General features: G+C 65.0%; 22 protein-coding genes and 1 tRNA gene. 14 read left to right on the forward strand and 9 right to left on the reverse strand.

Going from position 1 to position 20,135, the window contains the following annotated elements; translation table 11 throughout:
- Nucleotides 1–5: 5 nt before the first annotated feature.
- Nucleotides 6–1,178, forward strand: coding sequence for a CaiB/BaiF CoA-transferase family protein (locus A5773_RS14110; RefSeq protein WP_066958341.1), 1,173 nt, complete (start codon nt 6–8; stop codon nt 1,176–1,178).
- Between the two features lie 392 nt (nt 1,179–1,570).
- On the opposite strand, the gene A5773_RS14115 is transcribed toward A5773_RS14110, so the two are convergent.
- The 7 genes from A5773_RS14115 to A5773_RS14145 are packed head-to-tail and all read right to left on the reverse strand — an operon-like array spanning nt 1,571 to nt 7,409.
- Nucleotides 1,571–1,756 carry an FAD/NAD(P)-binding protein gene (locus A5773_RS14115; protein WP_066958339.1) on the reverse strand — a complete coding sequence of 62 codons (186 nt, stop codon included), beginning with the start codon at nt 1,754–1,756 and terminating at the stop codon, nt 1,571–1,573.
- Nucleotides 1,753–2,772 carry an NADP-dependent oxidoreductase gene (locus tag A5773_RS14120; protein WP_066958337.1) on the reverse strand — a complete coding sequence of 340 codons (1,020 nt, stop codon included), beginning with the start codon at nt 2,770–2,772 and terminating at the stop codon, nt 1,753–1,755. Before A5773_RS14120 ends, A5773_RS14115 begins: the two co-directional genes overlap by 4 nt.
- Entirely contained in the window at nt 2,769–3,746 is a 978-nt protein-coding gene (locus A5773_RS14125) for an alpha/beta hydrolase (protein WP_082948237.1), read from the reverse strand. The genes A5773_RS14120 and A5773_RS14125 overlap by 4 nt, the downstream gene beginning before the upstream one ends.
- The gene (locus A5773_RS14130) at nt 3,743–4,717 is read right to left on the reverse strand and encodes an enoyl-CoA hydratase/isomerase family protein (RefSeq protein WP_066958334.1); all 975 of its coding nucleotides are present in this window, start codon (nt 4,715–4,717) and stop codon (nt 3,743–3,745) included. The genes A5773_RS14125 and A5773_RS14130 overlap by 4 nt, the downstream gene beginning before the upstream one ends.
- Nucleotides 4,718–4,768: 51 nt before the next feature.
- Nucleotides 4,769–5,635: an alpha/beta fold hydrolase gene (locus A5773_RS14135; protein WP_067791354.1), complete on the reverse strand. Its 867-nt coding sequence runs from the start codon at nt 5,633–5,635 to the stop codon at nt 4,769–4,771.
- Nucleotides 5,632–6,498 carry an alpha/beta fold hydrolase gene (locus A5773_RS14140; RefSeq protein ID WP_067791363.1) on the reverse strand — a complete coding sequence of 289 codons (867 nt, stop codon included), beginning with the start codon at nt 6,496–6,498 and terminating at the stop codon, nt 5,632–5,634. Before A5773_RS14140 ends, A5773_RS14135 begins: the two co-directional genes overlap by 4 nt.
- A gap of 56 nt (nt 6,499–6,554) precedes the next feature.
- Entirely contained in the window at nt 6,555–7,409 is an 855-nt protein-coding gene (locus tag A5773_RS14145; protein ID WP_067791364.1) for an SDR family NAD(P)-dependent oxidoreductase, read from the reverse strand.
- Nucleotides 7,410–7,672: 263 nt separating this feature from the next.
- Here A5773_RS14145 and A5773_RS14150 point away from each other — a divergent pair, with 263 nt between their 5' ends.
- Nucleotides 7,673–8,269: a TetR/AcrR family transcriptional regulator gene (locus A5773_RS14150; RefSeq protein ID WP_066958329.1), complete on the forward strand. Its 597-nt coding sequence runs from the start codon at nt 7,673–7,675 to the stop codon at nt 8,267–8,269.
- A 162-nt stretch (nt 8,270–8,431) separates the two neighbouring features.
- Here the strand turns inward: A5773_RS14150 and A5773_RS14155 are convergent, their stop codons facing one another.
- A complete protein-coding gene (locus A5773_RS14155; protein ID WP_067264065.1) occupies nt 8,432–9,166 on the reverse strand; it encodes a hypothetical protein in 735 nt (244 codons plus the stop codon).
- Between the two features lie 280 nt (nt 9,167–9,446).
- On the opposite strand from A5773_RS14155, the gene A5773_RS14160 reads away from it, so the two are divergent.
- The 11 genes from A5773_RS14160 to A5773_RS14210 all read left to right on the forward strand — a co-directional run bounded on the left by A5773_RS14160 (nt 9,447) and on the right by A5773_RS14210 (nt 18,966).
- Nucleotides 9,447–9,944 carry a hypothetical protein gene (locus A5773_RS14160; protein WP_067791366.1) on the forward strand — a complete coding sequence of 166 codons (498 nt, stop codon included), beginning with the start codon at nt 9,447–9,449 and terminating at the stop codon, nt 9,942–9,944.
- 133 nt (nt 9,945–10,077) lie between these two features.
- A complete protein-coding gene (locus A5773_RS14165) occupies nt 10,078–11,172 on the forward strand; it encodes a cytochrome P450 (RefSeq protein WP_067264062.1) in 1,095 nt (364 codons plus the stop codon).
- Between the two features lie 375 nt (nt 11,173–11,547).
- Entirely contained in the window at nt 11,548–12,618 is a 1,071-nt protein-coding gene (locus tag A5773_RS14170; protein WP_067791356.1) for a phosphotransferase family protein, read from the forward strand.
- A gap of 646 nt (nt 12,619–13,264) precedes the next feature.
- Nucleotides 13,265–13,417, forward strand: a complete 153-nt coding sequence (locus tag A5773_RS14175) for a hypothetical protein (protein ID WP_156664343.1) — start codon at nt 13,265–13,267, stop codon at nt 13,415–13,417.
- A gap of 165 nt (nt 13,418–13,582) precedes the next feature.
- Nucleotides 13,583–14,584, forward strand: coding sequence for a MoxR family ATPase (locus A5773_RS14180; RefSeq protein WP_066958317.1), 1,002 nt, complete (start codon nt 13,583–13,585; stop codon nt 14,582–14,584).
- A 17-nt stretch (nt 14,585–14,601) separates the two neighbouring features.
- Nucleotides 14,602–15,468, forward strand: a complete 867-nt coding sequence (locus A5773_RS14185; protein ID WP_066958315.1) for a DUF58 domain-containing protein — start codon at nt 14,602–14,604, stop codon at nt 15,466–15,468.
- Nucleotides 15,458–15,931 (forward strand): hypothetical protein, encoded by a 474-nt coding sequence (locus A5773_RS14190; RefSeq protein ID WP_066958313.1) that lies wholly within the window; start codon nt 15,458–15,460, stop codon nt 15,929–15,931. The genes A5773_RS14185 and A5773_RS14190 overlap by 11 nt, the downstream gene beginning before the upstream one ends.
- Complete coding sequence (locus A5773_RS14195) at nt 15,922–16,899, forward strand: hypothetical protein (protein WP_066958310.1); 978 nt, start codon at nt 15,922–15,924, stop codon at nt 16,897–16,899. Before A5773_RS14190 ends, A5773_RS14195 begins: the two co-directional genes overlap by 10 nt.
- Entirely contained in the window at nt 16,896–17,819 is a 924-nt protein-coding gene (locus A5773_RS14200; RefSeq protein ID WP_067791361.1) for a VWA domain-containing protein, read from the forward strand. The genes A5773_RS14195 and A5773_RS14200 overlap by 4 nt, the downstream gene beginning before the upstream one ends.
- Nucleotides 17,816–18,559, forward strand: a complete 744-nt coding sequence (locus A5773_RS26050; protein WP_067264052.1) for a hypothetical protein — start codon at nt 17,816–17,818, stop codon at nt 18,557–18,559. Before A5773_RS14200 ends, A5773_RS26050 begins: the two co-directional genes overlap by 4 nt.
- A gap of 20 nt (nt 18,560–18,579) precedes the next feature.
- Nucleotides 18,580–18,966, forward strand: coding sequence for a YchJ family protein (locus tag A5773_RS14210; protein WP_066958303.1), 387 nt, complete (start codon nt 18,580–18,582; stop codon nt 18,964–18,966).
- Here A5773_RS14210 and A5773_RS14215 read toward each other — a convergent pair.
- Nucleotides 18,958–19,028 (reverse strand) — tRNA-Cys (locus A5773_RS14215). The genes A5773_RS14210 and A5773_RS14215 overlap by 9 nt on opposite strands.
- A gap of 113 nt (nt 19,029–19,141) precedes the next feature.
- On the opposite strand from A5773_RS14215, the gene A5773_RS14220 reads away from it, so the two are divergent.
- Nucleotides 19,142–20,047 carry a YgcG family protein gene (locus A5773_RS14220; RefSeq protein WP_067264050.1) on the forward strand — a complete coding sequence of 302 codons (906 nt, stop codon included), beginning with the start codon at nt 19,142–19,144 and terminating at the stop codon, nt 20,045–20,047.
- Nucleotides 20,048–20,135 lie beyond the last annotated feature (88 nt).

Consider the following 20,135-nt stretch of genomic DNA (forward strand, 5'->3'; position numbering starts at 1 on the left):
GCGTGATGGAACTTCTCAGGGACGTCCGAGTCCTCGAGGTGTCACTCTTCTCCGCGGATGCACTCGGCGGGCATCTGGCTGATCTCGGCGCAGAAGTGATCAAGGTGGAGCCGCCCGGCGGCGGTGGCTTCCGCGGTTCGGCGGTTTCCGGCGGCGAGCTGCAGGACTCTCACTGGAATCGCGGCAAGAAGAGTGTGGCGATAAACCTGAAAACGACTGAGGGCCAAGATGCGTTTCGCCGCCTGGCCGCGACATCCGCGGTGGTGATCGACGGTCTGCGTTACGGCACGGCGGAGCGGCTCGGTTTCAGCTACGACGACGTCGTTGCAGTCAACCCGACAGTCGTCTACTGCGTGCTCAATGGCATGGGCAGCTATGGGCCGTACACCCGATTGGCCACACACGGGCTGTCGTTCGACTGTTTCGCCGGCTTGAGTCCGCCGATCATAGATGCGGATGGAACACCGCGCCTTTCGGGGGCGGCCACAGGGACCACAGGTGTTCTTGCGGGACCGCTGTACGCAGCGATGGGCGTACTCGCCGCGCTGCACGCCGCCGGGCGCGACGGCAAGCCGCAGCACGTCGAAGTAGCGCAGGTCGATGCGGCGATTAACTGGAACTTCCAGCACCTCACCGCGTTGGCGAACGGTCAACCGACCTACGGTGAGGGAATCCGCGCATCGCTTCGCTACCAGTACTACGAAACCAGCGACGGCAACTACGTGGTGTTCAACGCCTTGGAGGACAAGTTCTGGCTGAGATTCTGCGAATCACTCGACAGGATGGATCTCTACGAACCCGGGCGCCAGAAGCCGGGGCAGGATCTCGAGGCAGAGGCACGGCTGCGCGAGGTGCTGACGGCAATATTCAAGGAACGCACACGCAAGGAATGGATTGACTTCTTCATTGCGACCGATATCGCAGGAGCCCCGGCATTCTTGGGCGCAGACCTGTTCGACGACGACCACTCTAAAGCTCGTCGACTCGTCTACGAGCAGGCTCAGGCGGACGGGACTTCGCAGCGATTGATGGGAACATGCATCAAGACCAAACCCGACGAGGGATTTGCACCGCCGGCAGCGCCGCACGTTGGGCAGCATACGGAAGAGTTACTCCGCGCCCTGGCAGGCTACGACGAGGCCGGAATGGAGCGCCTCCGTTCGACCGGCGCAATCTGAACACCGGCGCATGCCCCACTCAAGGGGCAAATATGAGGAGCGCGCCGTCTCATCGGCCGATCGCTAGCTAACAGACCTGCGCGCATCTTCACCCAGGCGTCACCCCGGCGACCGGGGGCGTTTTGCAGCCGTACTGGACCCGTACCGCGCCCGTACCGGCAACGGCAGATATTACTGTCTGGCAGGGGATATGGCGCGAATCAGGCAATCGTTCGGCCTGGTCGCAAGAGGGCTGTCTAGGGACTCATAATCCGTTGGTCGCGGGTTCGAGCCCCGCCCGCCCCACAAAGTAAGGCATGGTCAGAGGTGTACAGCCACGCGGGGCCGCCGGCTAGCGGTGTTCACCCCGGCGCCTAGCGGCCTAGCGGCCTGGCGGTCGCGGCGATGATGCGCTAGCTAACTTGGGCGAAATTGTGGGTCTGCCACGCCGAGGCGGGTAGGTCGGCGGGCTCGTAGCGGCGGCCTCGTTCGAGGACACCGACGCGAAACCCCTTCTCCGACAGCCGCTGCGCGGAGACGCTGCCCCCGAACCCGGATCCGATGACCGGCAAGTCGAAGGCGACCGGCTCTGCGGTCACGACGGCGGTTCTTCGCTAATGACGGACACGACGACCTTGCCCTTGGCGCGTCCGCTCTCGACGTAGGACAGCCCCTCCAACGTGTCGGCGAACGGAAACACCCGGTCGATAACGGGGCGGATCACCCCGGCATCGACGAGGGCACCCAATTGGCGCAACTGTTGGCCGTTGGCGGTCATGAACAGGAACGAGTAAGTCACCGAACGTCGTTTGGCCTTGCGCCGGATGGAGAAGCTCAGGGCGCGCATCGCCTGCACCAGAATCCAGTTGGCGCCGAATTCACGGGCGAACACGGGGTCGGGTGGGCCGGCGACCGAGATGACCGTGCCGCCGGGTTTGAGCACCTCCAGCGACTTCTGCAGTGTCTGTCCGCCCTGAGTGTCCAGAACGACGTCATAACCGGACAATTCGGCGGCGAAGTCCTGGGTCTTGTAGTCGATGACGACGTCGGCACCCAGGTCCTTGACCCAGCCGGCATTTACGGCGCTGGTCGTGGTGGCGACGGTCGCGCCGAGATGTTTGGCCAACTGGATGGCGATGCTGCCCAGTCCGCCGGAACCCGCGTGGATCAGGACCTTCTGACCGGGTTGAACGTGGGCCTTCTCGACCAGCGCCTGCCATGCGGTGAGCGCGACCAGTGGCAGGGAGGCGGCTTCGGCCATGTCGAGTCGCTCGGGCTTGGGGGCGACGTCGCTCTCATCGATGGCGATGTGTTCGGCGAAGGCGCCGATGCGGTCCTGCCGGGGTTTGGAGTACACCTCGTCGCCGGGCGCGAATCCGCGCACCCGCGGACCGGTCTCAACGACGACGCCGGCCAGGTCGTTGCCCAGCACGATCGGAAGCTTGTAGCGCAGTAGCGGTTTGAGTTCGCCGTTGCGGATCTTCAGATCCAGTGGGTTGATGCTGGCGGCGTGGATCCGCACCAAGACGTCGTCGTGGCCCAGGGCGGGCTGGGTTCGTTCGACGGCGTCGACGTTGTCGGTCTTGCCGTAACGGGTCAGCGTGAACGCCTTCATCGTGTCGCTTCCTGATCAGCCAGCGGGAGCCGCCCGCCCGGTCCGTCGGCGTGGTCGGCGCTCACGACGGTGCCCCGCCGCAGGTGGCGGTTAAGGAACTCGATCTGATCGCCGACCAGTTGCTCGAAGGGTTCGCCTAGGTAGAACTCGAAGTGCCCGGCGTCGTAGTGCTTGATCTCCCCGCGCGGCGCGGTCCAGGCATAGCGCTCGGTCTGCTCGGGCGGGGTGACAGTGTCGGTGTCGCTGATGCAGAACAGGATCGGGTAGGCGATCTCCTTGGCCGACAGTCCGGGCCGATAGGTCGTGATCGTCGGGGCGACGCGGGCGGCCACCTCGTTGCGGAACGTCGTGTCCGCCGGCAGAAGGGCCCGATAGCCGGGCAATGCGTCCGGGGCGTTCATCAGGGCCAGCGAGCCGGGCGGGCCGGCCAGCGGGATCATCGCCGGGGCCTTCCCGCGCAGGATGGAGACGTAGTCCCTGGCCACCGAGGGCAGCACCTTCAGGGATGCCAGCGGCCCTAGTGCCAGCGCGGAGGTCAACCCATCGGTGAACGGGCATTGCGCCACCGCCGCGGTGAGTTCGGGATGCCGTGACGCAACGGTGATGGCGTGCCCACCGCCGAACGAGCTGCCCCACACCGCGATTCGCGTGCGGTCGACTTCGCGACGGCCTTTGACAAAGGCGATGGCGGCATCCCAGTCCGCCAGTTGGCGTTTGATCGACAACAACTGGCGGGGCTGGCCGGTGCTGTCACCGAAGTGCCGGTAGGTGAATGCCAGCGCCGCGATCCCGGCCTGGGCGAAGCGTTCGGCGAAGGCGTCCAGGCGCATCTCGCGGGTACCGCCCAGGCCGTGGCCCAGGATCACCACCGGCGGGGCGGTCACCCCGGTTGGCAGGTAGAGCCAGGCGGCGCAGGTGTCGTCACCAGAGGTGAAGGACACGTCGTGGCGGGTGAACGACTGCGTGGCACTCACTTGACCATCACCTCCGCGCCGAGAGCGGGCACTGTGCCGGCTTCCAGGGCGCGGTCGTAGGTGTCGCCGTGATAAAGCGGCAACTCGCCGACCGAGTCGATGTCGTCGAGGTACTGCAGCATCAGCTGCTGGCCCCGCGGGGACTGGTCGGTGCCCAGGAACTCGGTGCGCTCCACGTGCAGGCCTTCGGTCAGCGACATCGATCCGCCGAAGTAGACCGAGCGTTTGATCGCCTCGACCGACCCCTTGGTTCGCTTGCCGAAGTACTCGGCCACCTCGACCGCCCGCTCCACAACCTGGTCGGTGGGCACCACGTCGTCGACCGCGCCGTTGGCCAGTGCCTGGGAGGGGGTGAACGGCTTGCCCTCCAGAATCGCGACCAGCGACTTGTGGGTGCCGATCAGCCTTGTTAGGCGCTGGCTGCCGCCGCCGCCGGGCATGATGCCTAACAGCACCTCGGGCTGACCGATGAAGAAGCTCGCGTCGTCGGCCATGATCCGCAGATCACACGCCCAGGCGAACTCCGCACCCAGTCCCAGCGCTGATCCGTTGAGGGCGGCGACGAAGATGACGCCGCTGGCGTTCATCCGCAGGAATGTGTTGTGCAGGCGGTCCAGTTGGGCGACGCCGCGTAGCGGGGTCTTCTGTACAACCGGGTCCAGCGCCCGGGCCCGGTCGATGCCACGGGCCAGCCGCAGCGCGGCCGAGGCGGCACGGCGGTTCAACTCCGGCACTGCCACGCCTTCGGCCTGCAGCCACCGCACGTCGGCGTGGCTGACGAACCGCCCCTCGCGGGCGCCGGTGAACACCACCGCGTGAACGTTCGGGTCGCGGTCGACGCGGCTCACCAGCGCGTCGAGCTCGTTGGCGATGTCCAGGCCGAACAGGCTGTGCGGGCCGCCATCCACTCGCACGATCAGAATGGCTCCGCGGTCCTCGATCTCGAGGTAGCTCTTGTGTTGCTGGGTCATGTCTTCTTCCGTTGTGATTTCGCCGGGAGGTGATATTGCCGTTGATGCAGATCACGCATCAATGAATTGAATTGCAGTAGAAGCGAACTCGTGGTGGTACTGGAAGATCGCGCCGTGCCCAGAGTTGGGATAGATGACGAGTTTCGAGTCAGCGATCCGAAGATGCATGTCTTCGGAGAGAGCCGTGGGGACCATGCGATCGTTGTCGCCGTTCGCGATCAACGTCGGATGGGTGATCACAGACAGGTCTGCGGGTGTCGAGCGCCCCCACCGCTTGATCGCTTTGAGTTGGGTTCGGAAAGCCTTCACCGTGATCGGCGCGTCCCGATCCTCGGTGCGTTCTTCTAGGCGCTCCACGAACGCGCGTGCGGCGCGTCTGCCGATGTCGTCGCGGTTGAAGAACAGAAACTCCTTGGGGTCCTTTCGGGCAAGGGCGGCACGCAGCGTGTCGTAGTAGGTGGTACCGGCAACCTTGTCAATGCTCTTTCCGCCTGCGGGTCCGGTTCCGGTGAGGATCAGCTTGCGGACGAGTTCAGGATGTTTGAGCACCAGCGCTTGGGCGACCATTCCGCCGAGGGAGAAGGAGAGGATGTCGACGGTGTTGAAACCGAGTGCGGTGATGAAGGTATAGGCGTCGTCGGCCATCGACTCGACGGTGTCGGGGACGGTGCCGGTGGAGGCTCCTACGCCGCGGTTGTCGAAAGCGATGACGTGGTGGTGCTGAGCGATCGGATCGATGATCCGGGGATCCCAGTTGTCCAGCGTGGCGGCGAGATGGACAAAGAAGATGACCGGAACCCCGCCCGTCGGCCCAAGTTCGCGGTAGGCGTAGGTGACACCCGCTGCGGTGACTGTGCGCGATGGCGCATGCGTGTACGACGTGATCGTGTCGCTGCGCTGATTTTGATCCGCGTTCATGATGTTCTCCTGTTGGTCTCGGAAGCGCTTTCCTCGGCGAGGAATCGCAGGGCGTCGGGTACGAAGGTCCGGTGGTGCTGGAACACTCCGCCGTGTCCCGAGTTGGGGTAGATCTTCAGTTGGGCGTTCGGCAGTCGGCGTGCCATGTCGGCTGAGTGGCTGCTGTCGACCATGAGGTCGTGGTCGCCGTTGGCCACTAAGACGGGCTGGGTGATGAGCGACAGGTCGTCGGGTTCGCTTTGTCCGGCGTGTCGGATGGCTTTGAGCTGAGCGATGCGGGCCTGCATCGAGATTCGTTTGTCACGGTTTTGGGTGCGTTCCTTGAGGCGGATGAGATAGTCCGACGCGGCCCGTTTGCCCTCGGCGGTGCGGGGAAAGAACAGGAAATTTCTAGGATCGCTGAACGTGAGTGCCGCTTTGAGGTAGGCGATCCCGACGATGGTTGCCATTTTGTCGATGCCGCCGCCGCCGCGTGGGCCGGTGCCGGCGAGGATCATGCGCCGCACAAGGTATGGTGCCTGTAGGGCGATCATCTGCGCGACGCCGCCGCCGAGCGAAAAGCCCAATAGATCAACGTGTTTGAGTCCCAACGCGCGGATGAAGGCGATGGCGTCGGTGCCCATCTGCTCGACCGTGGGTGGCACCGAGGAGCCCGTCGCGCCGACACCGCGATTGTCGAAGGCGATCACGCGATGGTGCGCGGCGATACCGTCGATGATCCGCGGGTCCCAGTCAGCGAGAACCGCGGTGAGGTGATGGAGGAACACCACAGGAACGGCTGACCCGGTGCCGAGTTCGCGATACGCGAACTCGACGCCGCCGACGTCGATCTTGCGAGTCGGTGTGTCTATCCACGAAGCCATTTCGTGCCTTTCGATGTGGTCGTATGTCCACGCGGGGACATTGGGATTGTTGGTTCTCACTGTGCGATGTGGGTCCGCGCGTCGAGTTTGGACAGCGCGGAAAGGGTTCGCCGGTCACGGGCCAGATGCGAATCCATTGCAGGCGCGAGGAGTCCTCGCAGCGCCGAAAGGGGCTTCCATCTGGATGGCTCCACCACGCGCGGTGACCGATGAGCGAGGCCGTCGGCGAGTGCTGTTGCAGCGTAGTCGGGTTGAAGGCGTTTCAACAGGGGCCGGGGCAAGGTCGCGAGCAGATCGTCGACAGCGGGGTCGGCGTCGACGCCTTGCCTGATCATGTTGGTTTCGATCAGTGAGAAGTAGGCGATCGTGGTCGAGACGCCGTGCGCGGCAAGTTCTACGCGTAACCCGCGGCCGAGCTGCTCAACCGCTGCTTTGCTCATGGCATAAGGAATCGTGCCCATGCCGTTGAGAAACGCGAAAACCGAACTGATGAGGACGAATTGGCCGCGGTGAGCGATGACCTGATCCATGGCGGCTTGGATGGTGTTCACGACGCCGGTGACGTTGATTGCGAGCACGGAGTCGATCGATGACTTCGGCGTGGTCCGCAAAGTGGCGGCACGAGAGAGAATGCCGGCGTTGGCGATCGCGATGTCAACCCGTCCGAAACGGTCAACGACTTCGGCAACGGCGAGGTCGAGTCCGTCGCGGTTATACACGTCGGCGACTGAGCCGAAGGCCGAGTGTGAGGACATGTGCGCAGCAATTTGTGGTGTCTGCGGGTCGACGTCCACCAGGGCGACCTTCGCGCCGCGGCCGATAAGTTCGCGCGCGGTAGCGCTGCCGATTCCGCCGGTTCCGCCGGTGATGAGCACGACCTTGTCGCGAATGTCGTAGGACAGACGTGTCATCGAATATCCCGACTCCACGTCGGGCAACGCCGCCCACGGCGAGCGCCGCGCGGGTTCCCCGGGATGGCGAGGGCCGCTCGCACCGCGGCCTTCATGATCGGGCTCGGTGACACAAGGCCGCAGGCCACCTGCCGTGGTTCATTCAGAGGAGCCATGGGTCTTCCTCGGTGTAGACCGATTGGCTGACGATCATAATATTATGACTGTAAGGTAATCGGCTATGATGCGCAAGGGCGACTTGGAGCCGAACGGAGGACGCGACTGTGGCGAGGTACGACGCGGAGCACAAAGGCGAAACGCGGCGAAGGATTATCGATTCCGCAGGCCGGCGTTTCAAAGAGGACGGCATCGACGGTTCAGGTGTCGCTGCCCTCATGTCTGACGCGGGGCTGACAAACGGCGCGTTCTACGCGCACTTCGAATCCAAGGATGACCTCGTGGCCAACGTGGTCGCCGACCAACTGCGCGCCCAGCATGCCAACCTCGGCTCGCTACCCGAGGGCCGCGCGGCACTGGAGGAATATGTGCGCGACTACCTCTCGCCACGTCATCGGGACGATCCGAGCACGGGCTGTCCCTCTGCGGCCCTGCTCGATGAAATCGGCCGCTGCGATGACGCCATCCGCGATTCCTACACCGAGGGAATGCAATCCATCATCGACACGGTTGCGACGCACTTGTCCCCACACGACCCTTCCGCCGCCCGCACCAAGGCGCTCGGGTTGTTCACGCTTCTCGTTGCCACCCTGCAACTCGCACGCGCCGTCTCCGATCGGCAACTCTCCGACGAGATACTCGAATCAGGCATTCGCAATGCACAGATCCTGCTTGATTGTGGAGAGTTCGATGGCCGTTGTTGAGGCCATCAACACCTTTCGTGTAATCCCAGGTGTTTTCGCGTGCTTTTCGCGTGCTGAACCAGTGTTTCCGCAGGTGACCTGCGGTTTCGGAACGGGTTCGAGCCCCGCCCCCGCCCTACTCAGGCATGTATGCCTTCGGCTGATGCTTGTCAGTCACTTCGGCTAATCCTTGAGGCTTCCTGGATGGGATGCATCTGCTCGCGCTGCCAGTTCCGTGAGAAAGGAATAGACCCCCTGCAAGGGAAAGTGGAACGGTTCATCCGTCGTCTTGCGTAGGACGGCGCAGGCGAGGCTGTCCCGGATGCCTGGATTGGCGGCGACGATCTCGGAGGTGATCTGGCCGGGGACCATCGGGACCATCATGCTCTCGCTCGACAGCACGGCGAGCAGGACTTCATAGCTGTTCGCGGTAGCCAGGTCGTGGAAGAAACCCGGCTGGACGTTGTAGAAACCGTGGTCGACCCATCCCAGACACGGCGTCCAATGGATCATCACTCCCCCTGGGGCGGTGTGATCGTGAATCGCCTTGTAGCAATTGGCTTGATTGAAGACGTGCTCGGTCGTGCCGTTGTTGATGCAGACGTCGAACCTTGTCCCAAGATCGAAGGGCAGGTTGAGATCCTGCTGCAGGCGATAATCATTGGGCGGGAGCAGATCGATGGCGTTGTAGCTGCGGAAGTCGAACAGGGCTTTGTAGATTCGCTTGGCGTCGGCATAGGCCTGAGACATGCCGTCCGGCGCCGTCTCGGCCAGCAACGCGTCCCGCCGTGGTCCTTCGGCGAGAAGAAGCGGGATTGCCTGCGCCGCATCGATCACGGACTCGGCTTCGCCGAATTCCAGGAGGCGGCCTTTCTGAGGAAGCAGGCCGCGGCGCGACGCCTCCAGGAGGAAACTCAACTCGATATTTGTAATTGCCATCACGAAGCCGGGCTAGGGAGGTGGCAGCGCATCGTCGTTGATCCTATGGCTCGTCGCCGTTTAGCCTGTGCCGGCTAATCATTACACCTGTTCGTCAGAGGCGCTTGCTACAGGACTCACAATCCGTTGGTCGCGGGTTCGAGCCCCGCCCGCCCTACTTTCCATCCGAATGACGTGGGCCAATTGCAGTGGTGCGCGCTATCGTCTGCGGGTGGCCATATCAACTCCGGTGAGCGCAGCGGTCGCGGCGTTGCTCGCGATGACGGCTGGCCTAACGGCGCCGCTCGGTGCCGCCGATCCAACACCCCAACAGCAGCCGTTTCCGATAGGCAAAGCCGGCACCACCATCCATGTCACGGAATACAGCGCCGCGACCGCCGACGTCACGCTCAACAACGCGAGCTGGGTGTCGTCGAGCTGCACCGGGAGCGGCGGGGGCTGCGACGTCATCGAGCTCACCATCGTCGGCAAGTCCGACACACCTTTCAGCTACGGCGAGGCCTACGTGACTGCCGCGTCGTCGCCGTGGAGGCAAGACCCTTACCGGGACGTCGAACGCGGCTCACTGACGGTTGATTACCAGAAGATCAACAAGACGCCGCCGCTGCGCTCGGGCAGTGTGACCAACGGCCAGACCGCCCACGGATACATCGCCTACGACGGCTCCGTCAACCAAGGCGACATCTACATCGAGTTCAATGACCCCAACGCTCCGGCGGCCCCCACCCCACTAGCGGGTTGGAAAGTCCACACCTAGCCGCCGCAGGCCAGGCGGCTGTTGCGGCGACGCCTCGCCGTCTCGGCGATAGACTTTCGGCGTCGGAGTTCCAGGCGGCGCCGGTCATGCTTGGTTCGCAGCGACCGCCGATTGTGAAGGTCAGTGGTGCGCGATGATCGAGTCGGGTAGCGACGCCGCGCTGGAAGTCATGCGTTCCGACGAGGAAGCAGCCAACGGTTATCGGGAGTGGCTGGCCGCCGCGGAGCGCTCCGGTCAACGAGTGCTGCGGCAGCCGGACGGCACGTACGTGCTGTGGCGGCGCGACGACGTTCTTGCTGCCATGCGCGATGGCGAGGTTTTCGCCAGCCGCCAAGGCGAGCTGATGCCCGGTAATCCGCCGTTCGGTCCGTACCGGAAAATCATGGTCGAACAGTTGTTCACTCCCGGCAACTCGCGGGACATGCTCAAGCCCGTGCGCGCGATCATCGAACAATGCGTCGGCGCCGTAGCGGCGCAACTGGACCGCTGCGACGGTGTGGGTGTCGCCGAGGTCGTCTGGCGCGCGGCCTTCGTCACGGTCTGCGGGCTGCCGACGGATACCGCTCCCGACGCGGTCAACACGCAAATGGTGGCGGCAATCCGCCGAGCCCCACAGAGCGGCCCCGATTTGATCAGTATCCTCGCCACCGAACCCCTGACCGACGAAGAAGTACTGGGACTGATGGCCTCGGTGGGCCGAGGCTTCATCTTCGCGTCGTTTGCTATCAGGGCCGGACTGGCTGTGCTGGCCCGACAGCCGATATTGCAGCGTGAACTACGCGAAAACCCTGACCGGCAACGCCGGTTCATCGAGGAGCTACTGCGGTTGGATGGCGGGGCGAAGACCGTGTCCCGAATCACCAGCCGCAACGTGACAATCGGCGAAACGACGATCCCAGCCGGGTCGCCTGTCGAGTTGTGCGTCGGGTTCGTGCATCGCGACGAGTTTGATGACATGTCAGGTCACGTCATCAAACTCGATGGCCCGCAGCGCAATTGGAGTTTCGGGGGAGGCCCGCACCGGTGTCCGGCCTCGCACCTGGCCCGGGACCTGTTGGGCGTGTTCTTTGAAGTGTGGCTCGCCAAGATTCCGTACTTTTGGTTCGACTGGAGCGGTGGCGAGGTGCCCAAAGCGTGGCATCCCAAACCCTACAGCCCTTCGCCCAGCGAGATTTTCGACGGTTGGTTCCCCGTTCACGTGCCGCTCAGGTGGCGTCCGGAGCCGTGATCGGGGGCGAGGCCTTGTGCCATCTCGCCCTGAAGCCAAGGATGTGCCAACGCCCGCCGGCCATCTCCGCGGCTTCGGGGCGAAGATCGTCGGGCAGCGCGACCTGCGCGAGCCTGCGCGTGGCACCCCCGGCGTGACGAACTTCATCGTGATTTCGCCAATGGACACCGGTGTGTTGCGGGCGTTGAACGCGGGCATATGCAACATTGGAGCCATCTCCAAGACGCCGCTCGATCCGCTCACGTTGGGGTTTGCAGCCCATCGGCGATGGTTGCTACTCCGGTTGAGATATCGGCAGCACATTCAGGCTGCCGTGACACGTCGCAGACGACGATTTCCGTAGCGGCTCGGGAATTCGCACGTAACGTTGCAGCGATGGACGGCGTGGCAGAACTGGTGCCGGTGCTAGCCGCGCACCGGTTCGATGAAGCCGGCCTCGCGCGGCACCTGCGCGGAAAGCTTCCCGGCTTCGACGGTGAACTGAAGGTTCGCCAGTTCCAAGGCGGACAAAGCAACCCGACGTTTCACCTGCAAACCACCGCTGGCGAGTACGTCCTTCGCAAGAAGCCGCCGGGCCGGTTACTCCCCCGGGCACATGAAGTGGAGCGCGAACACCGCGTCATGTCGGCGTTGCGAGACACCGGTGTGCCGGTCCCGCGTATGCGGCTGTTGTGTAATGACGAATCTATCATCGGCACAACATTTTTCATCATGGACTACGTCCCCGGACGTATCTTTCACGACCCGGCCATGCCCGAGAGCGCTTCGGCACATCGTGCGGCGGTCTACGAGGACCTCGCACGGGTCCTCGCGGCGCTGCACCGGGTGGACTGGCGCGCGGTGGGCCTCGAGGGTTTCGGCAAGCCAGAGGGTTACCTGCAACGCCAGGTGGCGCTGTGGACGAGGCAGTGGCAGGCCGCGCGCGTGGAGGACATGCCGGCGATGGATCTGTTGGCGCAGTGGTTGCCAGAACACCTGCCAACGGACGACGAACCGGCTTGCATCGCGCACGGCGACTACCGCTTGGGCAACGTCCTGATCCATCCAACCGGGCCCCGGATCGTTGCAGTACTCGACTGGGAGCTGGCGACCATCGGCCATCCGTTGGCCGATCTTGCCTACACCTGTTTGACCTACCATCTGCCGCCGGACTTCAGCGGCACGAAGGGTGTAGCGGGCGAGGACCTGACCGGCACCGGGATACCCGACGAGCAGGCATTCGTTGCGAGTTACTGTCGGCACGCCGACCGAAAGCCACCTCGCTCGCTCGACGCCTTCATCGTGTTCTCTATGTTCCGCCTCGCCTCCATCACCGCCGGCGTGTGGCGGCGCGGGCTCGATGGCAATGCTGCCGACTCCCGCGCCGGCACATCAGAAATCCGGGACCGCTACCGCGCACTGGCGCAGATGGCGTGGGCTTTGGCGCAACAACTGCCGGGCGGGTAAAGCCACCCGACCGAAGGTATACGTCTTCAGCGACTTGCCTTGAGTCGCTTTGGCATTCAAGGGAGCGCAATTCTTCCAGCGCTCACGTCTTGGCGCGTTGGGGGATGCACCCGCCCGACGTTGGCGTCACCTTCGCGGGCGGGCCCCGGCCGAAGATGGGGACTCCCCGGCGGGCTAGGGGCCGAGGTGGTTACCCACAAACCTGACCGATCTGTCCGTGATTTGGGCTCGCCTCGCACTGGCCAAGTTCGCGTCTGTAGATCTCACGCATGTAATTGTCGAGGCAGGCTTGGTGGGCGGCGGGATCGGTGACGTCGACGCAGGGGTCGCCGGCGTCTGCTGGTGCCAAGGGAACACAGAGGGGTACTAGTGCTAGGGCTGCTGCCGCCGACACGCCGAATATTGCTCTTTTCATCGAATCCCCAAGCGCAGCGTGGTGGAGTACGTCGTCCCAGTTAACCGCAGGCGGGTGCTATCGGGCTAGCGGCGAAAGTCCCACAAACAAGGGTCATTGGTTTCGACATCCGCAGCCGCCCACGTCCAAGCCCTGCCAGCTGGCCCGCGCCAATTAGCAGTTATCTCGGCGCTGGGTGTAGCGACATCGAGGGTGGGTATGGGTTCCGGATCGTCAAAGAAGGAGATGCCGATGACCCGACGCCGTGCGGATGAAGCGTCCAACAACACCGCCGACGACCCGAAGTCCGAGCCCAAGCGGGATGCCGAGCAGGTAGTGCCGGAGGAGGGCGAGGGACCGTTCCCTCCCGTGGCCGGTGTACCCCGGCCACCCATCGGCAATTGACCATCTGAGCTGTCCATTTCCGTTTTGTCGGCGGCGCGCGTCGGCATCGCCAGGCGCAGAGTGCAGAGGTTTCGCGCGGTATCAACGCGAATTCGGCACTCCAGGGTGGGGAGGACGAGGCCGACCACGTGTGGAGATTCGGGTCCGGGGTATCCCCCCGGGCGTATGACTACAGCCAGGACACAACCGGATCAACGCGAAATCGACGAAGTCCGGGGAATCGTTGACGCCATTTCCGGGGCCTTCGCGGCCAAGATCGTCGGGCAGCGCGACCTGCGAGAGTCGCTGCTCATCGGCCTGCTCGCGGGCGGACACATCTTGCTGGAAAGCTTGCCGGGCCTGGCAAAGACCACCGCAGCCAAGGTGCTCGCCGAGTCGATTCACGGCCGCTTTCAACGCATCCAGTGCACGCCCGACCTGCTGCCCAGCGACATCGTCGGCACGCAGATCTATGACTCGGCGACCAACTCGTTCGTCACCCAATTAGGGCCGGTGCACGCGAACATCGTGCTGCTCGACGAGATCAACCGGTCCAGCGCGAAGACGCAAAGCGCGATGCTCGAGGCGATGGAGGAGCGGCAGACCACGATCGCCGGGCAGGTGCACCCCCTCGCGGACCCGTTTCTGGTCATCGCCACCCAGAACCCCGTCGACCAGGAAGGCACCTATCCGCTCTCCGAAGCGCAGACCGACCGCTTCCTGCTCAAAGAGATCGTGCGCTACCCCTCCCCGCAGGAGGAGGTGGAAGTGATGTCGCGGATCGACGCCGGCATCTACGACAAGGGGCGGCCCGCACCGCCGGTGGTCGGCCTCGAGGACGTGCTGCGCGTCCAGGACGTGGTGCGCCATGTCCACATGGATCGCGCGCTGATGCTCTATGCCAGCCAGCTGGTCGATGTGACCCGTCACCCCGCGGGGGCGCTGCCCAAGCAGATCGCGCGACTGGTCGAATACGGCGCCAGCCCCCGCGCAACGATCGCGTTCTGTAAGGCGGCCCGGGCGCAGGCCCTGCTGTCCGGGCGTGCGCACGTACTGCCCGAGGACATCGCGAGGCTCGCGCACCGAGTGCTGCGGCACCGGCTCATCCTCGGATTCGAAGCGGCCAGCGCCGATATCACCCCCGAGCTCGTCATCGACGCCGCGCTGCGGGTCGTCAGGGTCCCCTGAGGCGCCGGAAGGCCACCTTGGGTAAGCACCTCAACCGGGCCAAGGCGCACTTCGGCACCGACACCCGCGGCCTGCTCGAAGGTGGCCGCTATGCGCTATTGCACACGCGTAGCATGGAATTCGACGATCTACGCCCGTACGTGCCCGGCGACGACGTCCGGGACATCGACTGGAAGGCCTCGGCGCGATCGGGCAGCGTACTCATCAAGCGGTTCGTCTCCGAGAAGCACCACAAGATTTTGCTCGTCGCCGATGCAGGTCGCAACATGTCGGCGCTCGCCCCGAGCGGGGAGGGCAAACGCGACGTCGCCGCGCACATCATGGGCGCGGTGGGGTTGATCGGTCTGCGGCGATCGGATCAGATCGGCATGGTCTACGGCGACCGTCGCGGCAGTGTGAACATTCCGCAGCGGCGCGGCGAGTCGCACATCGAGGGACTACTGCACCGCTGGTACCAGCACACCAGCACCAACCCCGGCCGCAGTGACATCACCACCCAACTTGACTACGTGGCAACGCATTACCGACACACCATGTTGATCATCGTGGTGTCCGATGAACCCGAGGCCGATGACAAACTCGGCGCAGTGCTCGCCCGACTGAGCGGGCGCCACGACATCATGTGGGCGATGGTGTCGGACATGCCCGCGGTGGGTCCCGACAACACCGACGGATACGACGTCGCCACCGGTCGTTTCGTCCTGAATGGAGCCGACCTCGGCCCGCGGGTCGTCACCGCTTACCGTCGCGCCGAGCAGTCCCGTCGCAACCGCCTCGACGCGCTCCTCACCGGTCACGCGATTCCCCACGCGACTATCGCCGGCAGCGATCACATCCGGCGCGAACTCGTTCGCCTGACCGAGGTGGCCGCCCGTGCCGGATGATCTGCTGCGCCACATATTCGGTCCGCAGCCGTACTCGTCGTGGTGGTTGTTGTTGGCCGTGGCGTTGGTGATTGCCGTAATTATCTGGTACGTAATCGTTTTCGTATGGACGCTGCCCTCGCACCGACTGCGGCGCATCCCCGTCGTGCGGCGAGTGCACGCCTGGCTGATTCGTGACCGCTTCGCCCGCCGCGTGCAAGGCATCGCCGACGAGCACGACGCCGGGCAGATGTCGGCTCCGGCGGCGTGCGCGGCAATCAGCCGGACGGTGCGCAGCTTTCTGCATCAAGCGACCGGAGCGCGGGCGCAGTACCTACACGTCGGGGCCATGGCCGACGCGAACCTGGCCGCGGCCGCGCCGCTGCTGACCCGGCTCGGGGACGCGCAGTTCAACGCCGCCGCGCACGTCGATATCGCCGACGTGAGCACCCGGGCGCAGGAGTTGATCCGCTCGTGGATCTGAAATGGTGGCCCATACTGGCCATCGGATTGGCCTGCTTAGTCGCGGTTGTGGCGCTGGCGGCATTGCTGCCCATGACCGCTGCCCGCCGGCAGCTGCGCCCGTTAGCCAACATCGCACGTCTGACCCGGTTACCCGAGTACGCGAAAGTAGCCCGGCTGCGATCACTGTCAACGGTGGTCACCCTGGTGGTCCTGACGGTCATGTTCGGCGCCGCCTCGTGGGCGGCGGCCCGTCCGACCGTCGCCGGCAACGACTTCGACGCCGCCTACCCCGAAGACATCATGCTGTGTGTCGGGCAGCCGGTGACCGACGCGGCGACGACCGAACTGCTCGACTACTTCGCGCGGCAGGCCGGCACGTCGCCTCAGCGTCAACGGATCGGCTTGACATCGGTCAACCGCCGCCTGGTGCCGCTGACGCGCGACCACCAGTACGCCGCGGCACGATTCGGCGAATACACCGGGGCTCATGCGGCACAGTCGGCGTCGTTCGCCCCCGCGGTACCCTACACGGACTATGCGACCAGCGTGAACGACGTTCTGGCGCTCTGTATGTCAGGATTTCCGACGATCGAGAAGGGCGACACGCATCGACGGTCGGTGATCTATCTTGGGCCCTCAGATCTCCGTGCCGCAGGAGACTCGCGCCCCGCACTGTTCACCGACACCAGTGTGTGGGACGTGGCCGAGCGCGCCGGAACGCAGCTCAATGTCATCGACACCGCGCCGTCAGCGGCAAGTGGCCCGCTCGTCGCCCTCGCCAAGCGGAGCGGGGGCCGGTACCTCGCGCCGGGACGAGGATCGGTGATCAAGGCAATCAACGAAATTCGCGCACACACCCCACCCGCGCGCCTGGCCGACGGCACCATCGTGACCGCGGACTTCCGCGACGACCCGGTGGTACCGCTAGTAATCGCGCTGCTGTCAGCGGCCGTGCTGTCGGTGGCCCTGTTGGTGCTGCGCCGATGACATTCCATCCTCTGCTGCCTTGGCCGATCTTCGCGGTCGTCGCAGGTGCGCTACTCCTGGCGCGACTGGTGGCGCTGCGCCAGGCGCTCCTATCGGCGGGGCGCCGGCGTGGCCGCACGGCGCTACGTTGGACCGGTGTGACTTTCACGGTGCTGCTGCTCCTTGCCGCGACCACCCGCCCCGGACTTCGTGACGACGAAAACGGCCGTGGCGCAACCCGAGCGGCTGGCGAGAACCTCAACGTGTTCCTCGTCGTCGATCGATCGGCCGACTCCGGCGTCGACGACTACGGCGCCGGCGAACCGCGGATCGCGGGGATGCGTGACGACGTCGCCGCCGTGATCAAGCAGTACCCGGCGGCACGGTACGCGCTCGTCGGCTTCGCCTCGCGGGCCTCGCTGGACTGGCCGCTGGCCGAGGATGTCTGGAGCCTGCGCCCGACCGTCGCCGCGATCGGCCCCGAAAACGCGGGTTCCGATGTGAACGGGGGAGCGGCGGACAACGTGCTGCGATATCAGTTGATCCAGGCGGCGCAGCAGTATCCGGGTTCGCGAAACGTGGTGCTCTACTTCGGCTCCGGTGCGCCAGGTTCGCGCGCCCCCCAGGGCGACTTCAACCTCACGCAGAGCGCGGTGGCCGGCGGAGCGGTGCTGGGCTACGGCCGCAGCGACGCGATCAACGAAGCCGAATTGCGACAAATTGCAGCACAACTCAACGTGCCGTATGTACATCGGGATCCGGGACAGGCTTTCCGGCGCGACCTGCCCGACACGGCGGATTTCCGGGCGGAGGCCGACGGACAGACCGAGCTGTACTGGCTGCCTGCGCTGCTCGCCGCGGGGCTGCTGCTCGCCGAGATCTACCTTTCGGTCCGCGAATTCCGGCGCGGCCGCATCGCCCGGCGGGACCTGACGTCGTGACTCCCCAACCGGCACGGCTGCGGCTGCGACGGCGGCTGCTGGTCTACTCGGCACCGGTCACCGCCGCCGCGCTGCTGGTTGCGGTCAAGCTTTTTTCGGTTGTGGTGGCTGGCAATTCGGCGGCTCACGCCTTCGCGAGCGGCGATGGGAACACCTTGCGGTCCGATGCGGCAATCCTTGGCGTGGCCAACGTAATGGAACCCGCGAAGGCGCCGTTCGCTGCGGGCGCCGCCGCCGTGCTTGACGGCCGACTCGACGATGCCGACAGTCACTTCTCCGCCGCGCTTGCCCGCAGCAGCGCCGACCGCTCCTGCCCGGTGCGGGTCAACCTCGAACTGGTCCGAGAGACCGAGGGCGACCGTGCCGCGGCGGCCGGGGATCGGGCGCGCGCCGAGGAACATTATGCGAGCGCGCTATCCGTCGTAGACCAGGCGCCACAAAGCTGTTTTCTCGGTAACGGTGACACGGACCCGCAACGGCGGGCCATCCGGGATGACGCCGCGAACCGGTTGGCGGCCAAACGAACTGCGCTCAACGTTCCGCCGCCGGCAACACCGCCACCGCCACCGCCCCCGCCGCCAGCGGCACCACCTCCACCGCCGCCGGTCGCCACCGTCGCACCCCACGGCCGGGAGATCCCACCACGGCGGCTTGATCCCGCGGGAGGCGATCCGCTCGACAAATTGCAGCAGATACTGCAGGACGCGGCGGGTGTTGCGCCGATGGGGGAGGCACCGTAACGGTCTGTCAGGCTCTTGGCATGAACGAACCGTGTCCGTGCGGCAGTGCCGAAAGCTATTCGGCCTGTTGCGGGCCGTTTCACCACGGCGAGTCGCAGGCCCGGTCGGCCGAGGAATTGATGAGATCGCGGTATTCGGCATTCGCCCACGGAGACGCCGACTACCTGTACCGCACTTGGCACCCCCGCACGCGCCCGGCCGACGTGACGATTGACCCGGGCACCACCTGGATCGGCCTGAACGTGATCGACACGGTCGCGGGTGGTCCGGACGACGATCACGGGGAAGTGGAATTCACGGCCCAGTTCGAGTCCGCGGGCCGCGTCGGCCGCCTGCACGAGCGCAGTCGGTTCGAGCGCCGCGCCGGCCGATGGTTCTACCTCGACGCCATGGCGCAGAGCGAGTGACGGGACTCGAACCCGTGTATACGGCTTTGCAGGCCGCTGCCTAGCCACTCAGCCACACCCGCACGAAACGCCACCATGCCAGCGCAAGCCCCTGCGGCCTAGTGTTTTCCTCGGCCCGATCATTTCCTGAGCTGCAGTTGTCCGCCTTTCCGCGAAGGACGGCTAAATTACCCGTATGCGGGTTGTTCGCCTGGCGGGTGTGATTCTGACAATCCTCACAGCGGGGCTGCTGTTGGCAAGCCCCGCCGGCGCACAACCGCCGTCCAAACTCACGGATCACATCACTGACAGCACCGGGGTGCTGACGGATTCCGGTCGGGCAGCGGTCAGCTCGGCAATCGACCGGCTTTACCGCCATCAGCACATCCAATTGTGGGTGGTCTACGTCGACAACTTTTCCAGGTTCAAACCAGAAAACTGGGCTGACCGCACCCGCGACGCCAGCGCGATGGAAGACCACGACGCACTGCTTGCCGTGGCCACGAACACCAAGCTGTACGCGTTCACGGTGCCGCCGCAGGTGCAGGGCCTCACAGCAGCCGAGTTGATCGGTTTGCGCAGCAAACAAATTGAACCGGCGATTGCCGCCAAAGACTGGAGTGGCGCTGCGGTCGCCGCGGCTGACGGGTTGGACAGATCGGCAAGTTCATCAAAGCCTGCAAAGCCGATCTGGGTGCCGATCGCGATCGGCGTCGTCGTCCTCGTGGTCGTCGTCGTGGTGGTTTTCATGCTCTACCGCGCGCGACGCCGCCGGCGGGTCACCCCTACCGATGGGCACGTTGGAGGGCACGACTATTCATTGGAGCAGGCGTTATCCATGGCGGACGGCAGATTGCGCCAGATCTCCGACTACGTCGCCAGACATCGCGAGAGCGTCGGCACCGGGGCCCAAACCAGGGTCGAAGAGGCGAAACGGCATTTGGCGGCGGCGCAAGGCAAGCAGGCAACCAGCGACACCGAGGCCATCGCCCACGCCAACAGGGCGTCCACCCTGGCCGCTGAGGCCCAATCGTTGGCAAATGCTGACGTGTTAGCGGCGCACCGCACGCGGCGAGGTCGAGGCACAGCGTCTAAGCGGTGAACGGTATAGCAGCCGCCGTTTCAGAAGCATCCGCTTACATGAACTCGCCGGCCGGCTCCGACGCAAACATTCACCGGGGGCGCGGACC

Origin of the sequence: Mycobacterium sp. 852014-52450_SCH5900713 (assembly GCF_001667075.1) — a bacterium.
Taxonomy (GTDB): Bacteria; Actinomycetota; Actinomycetes; order Mycobacteriales; family Mycobacteriaceae; genus Mycobacterium.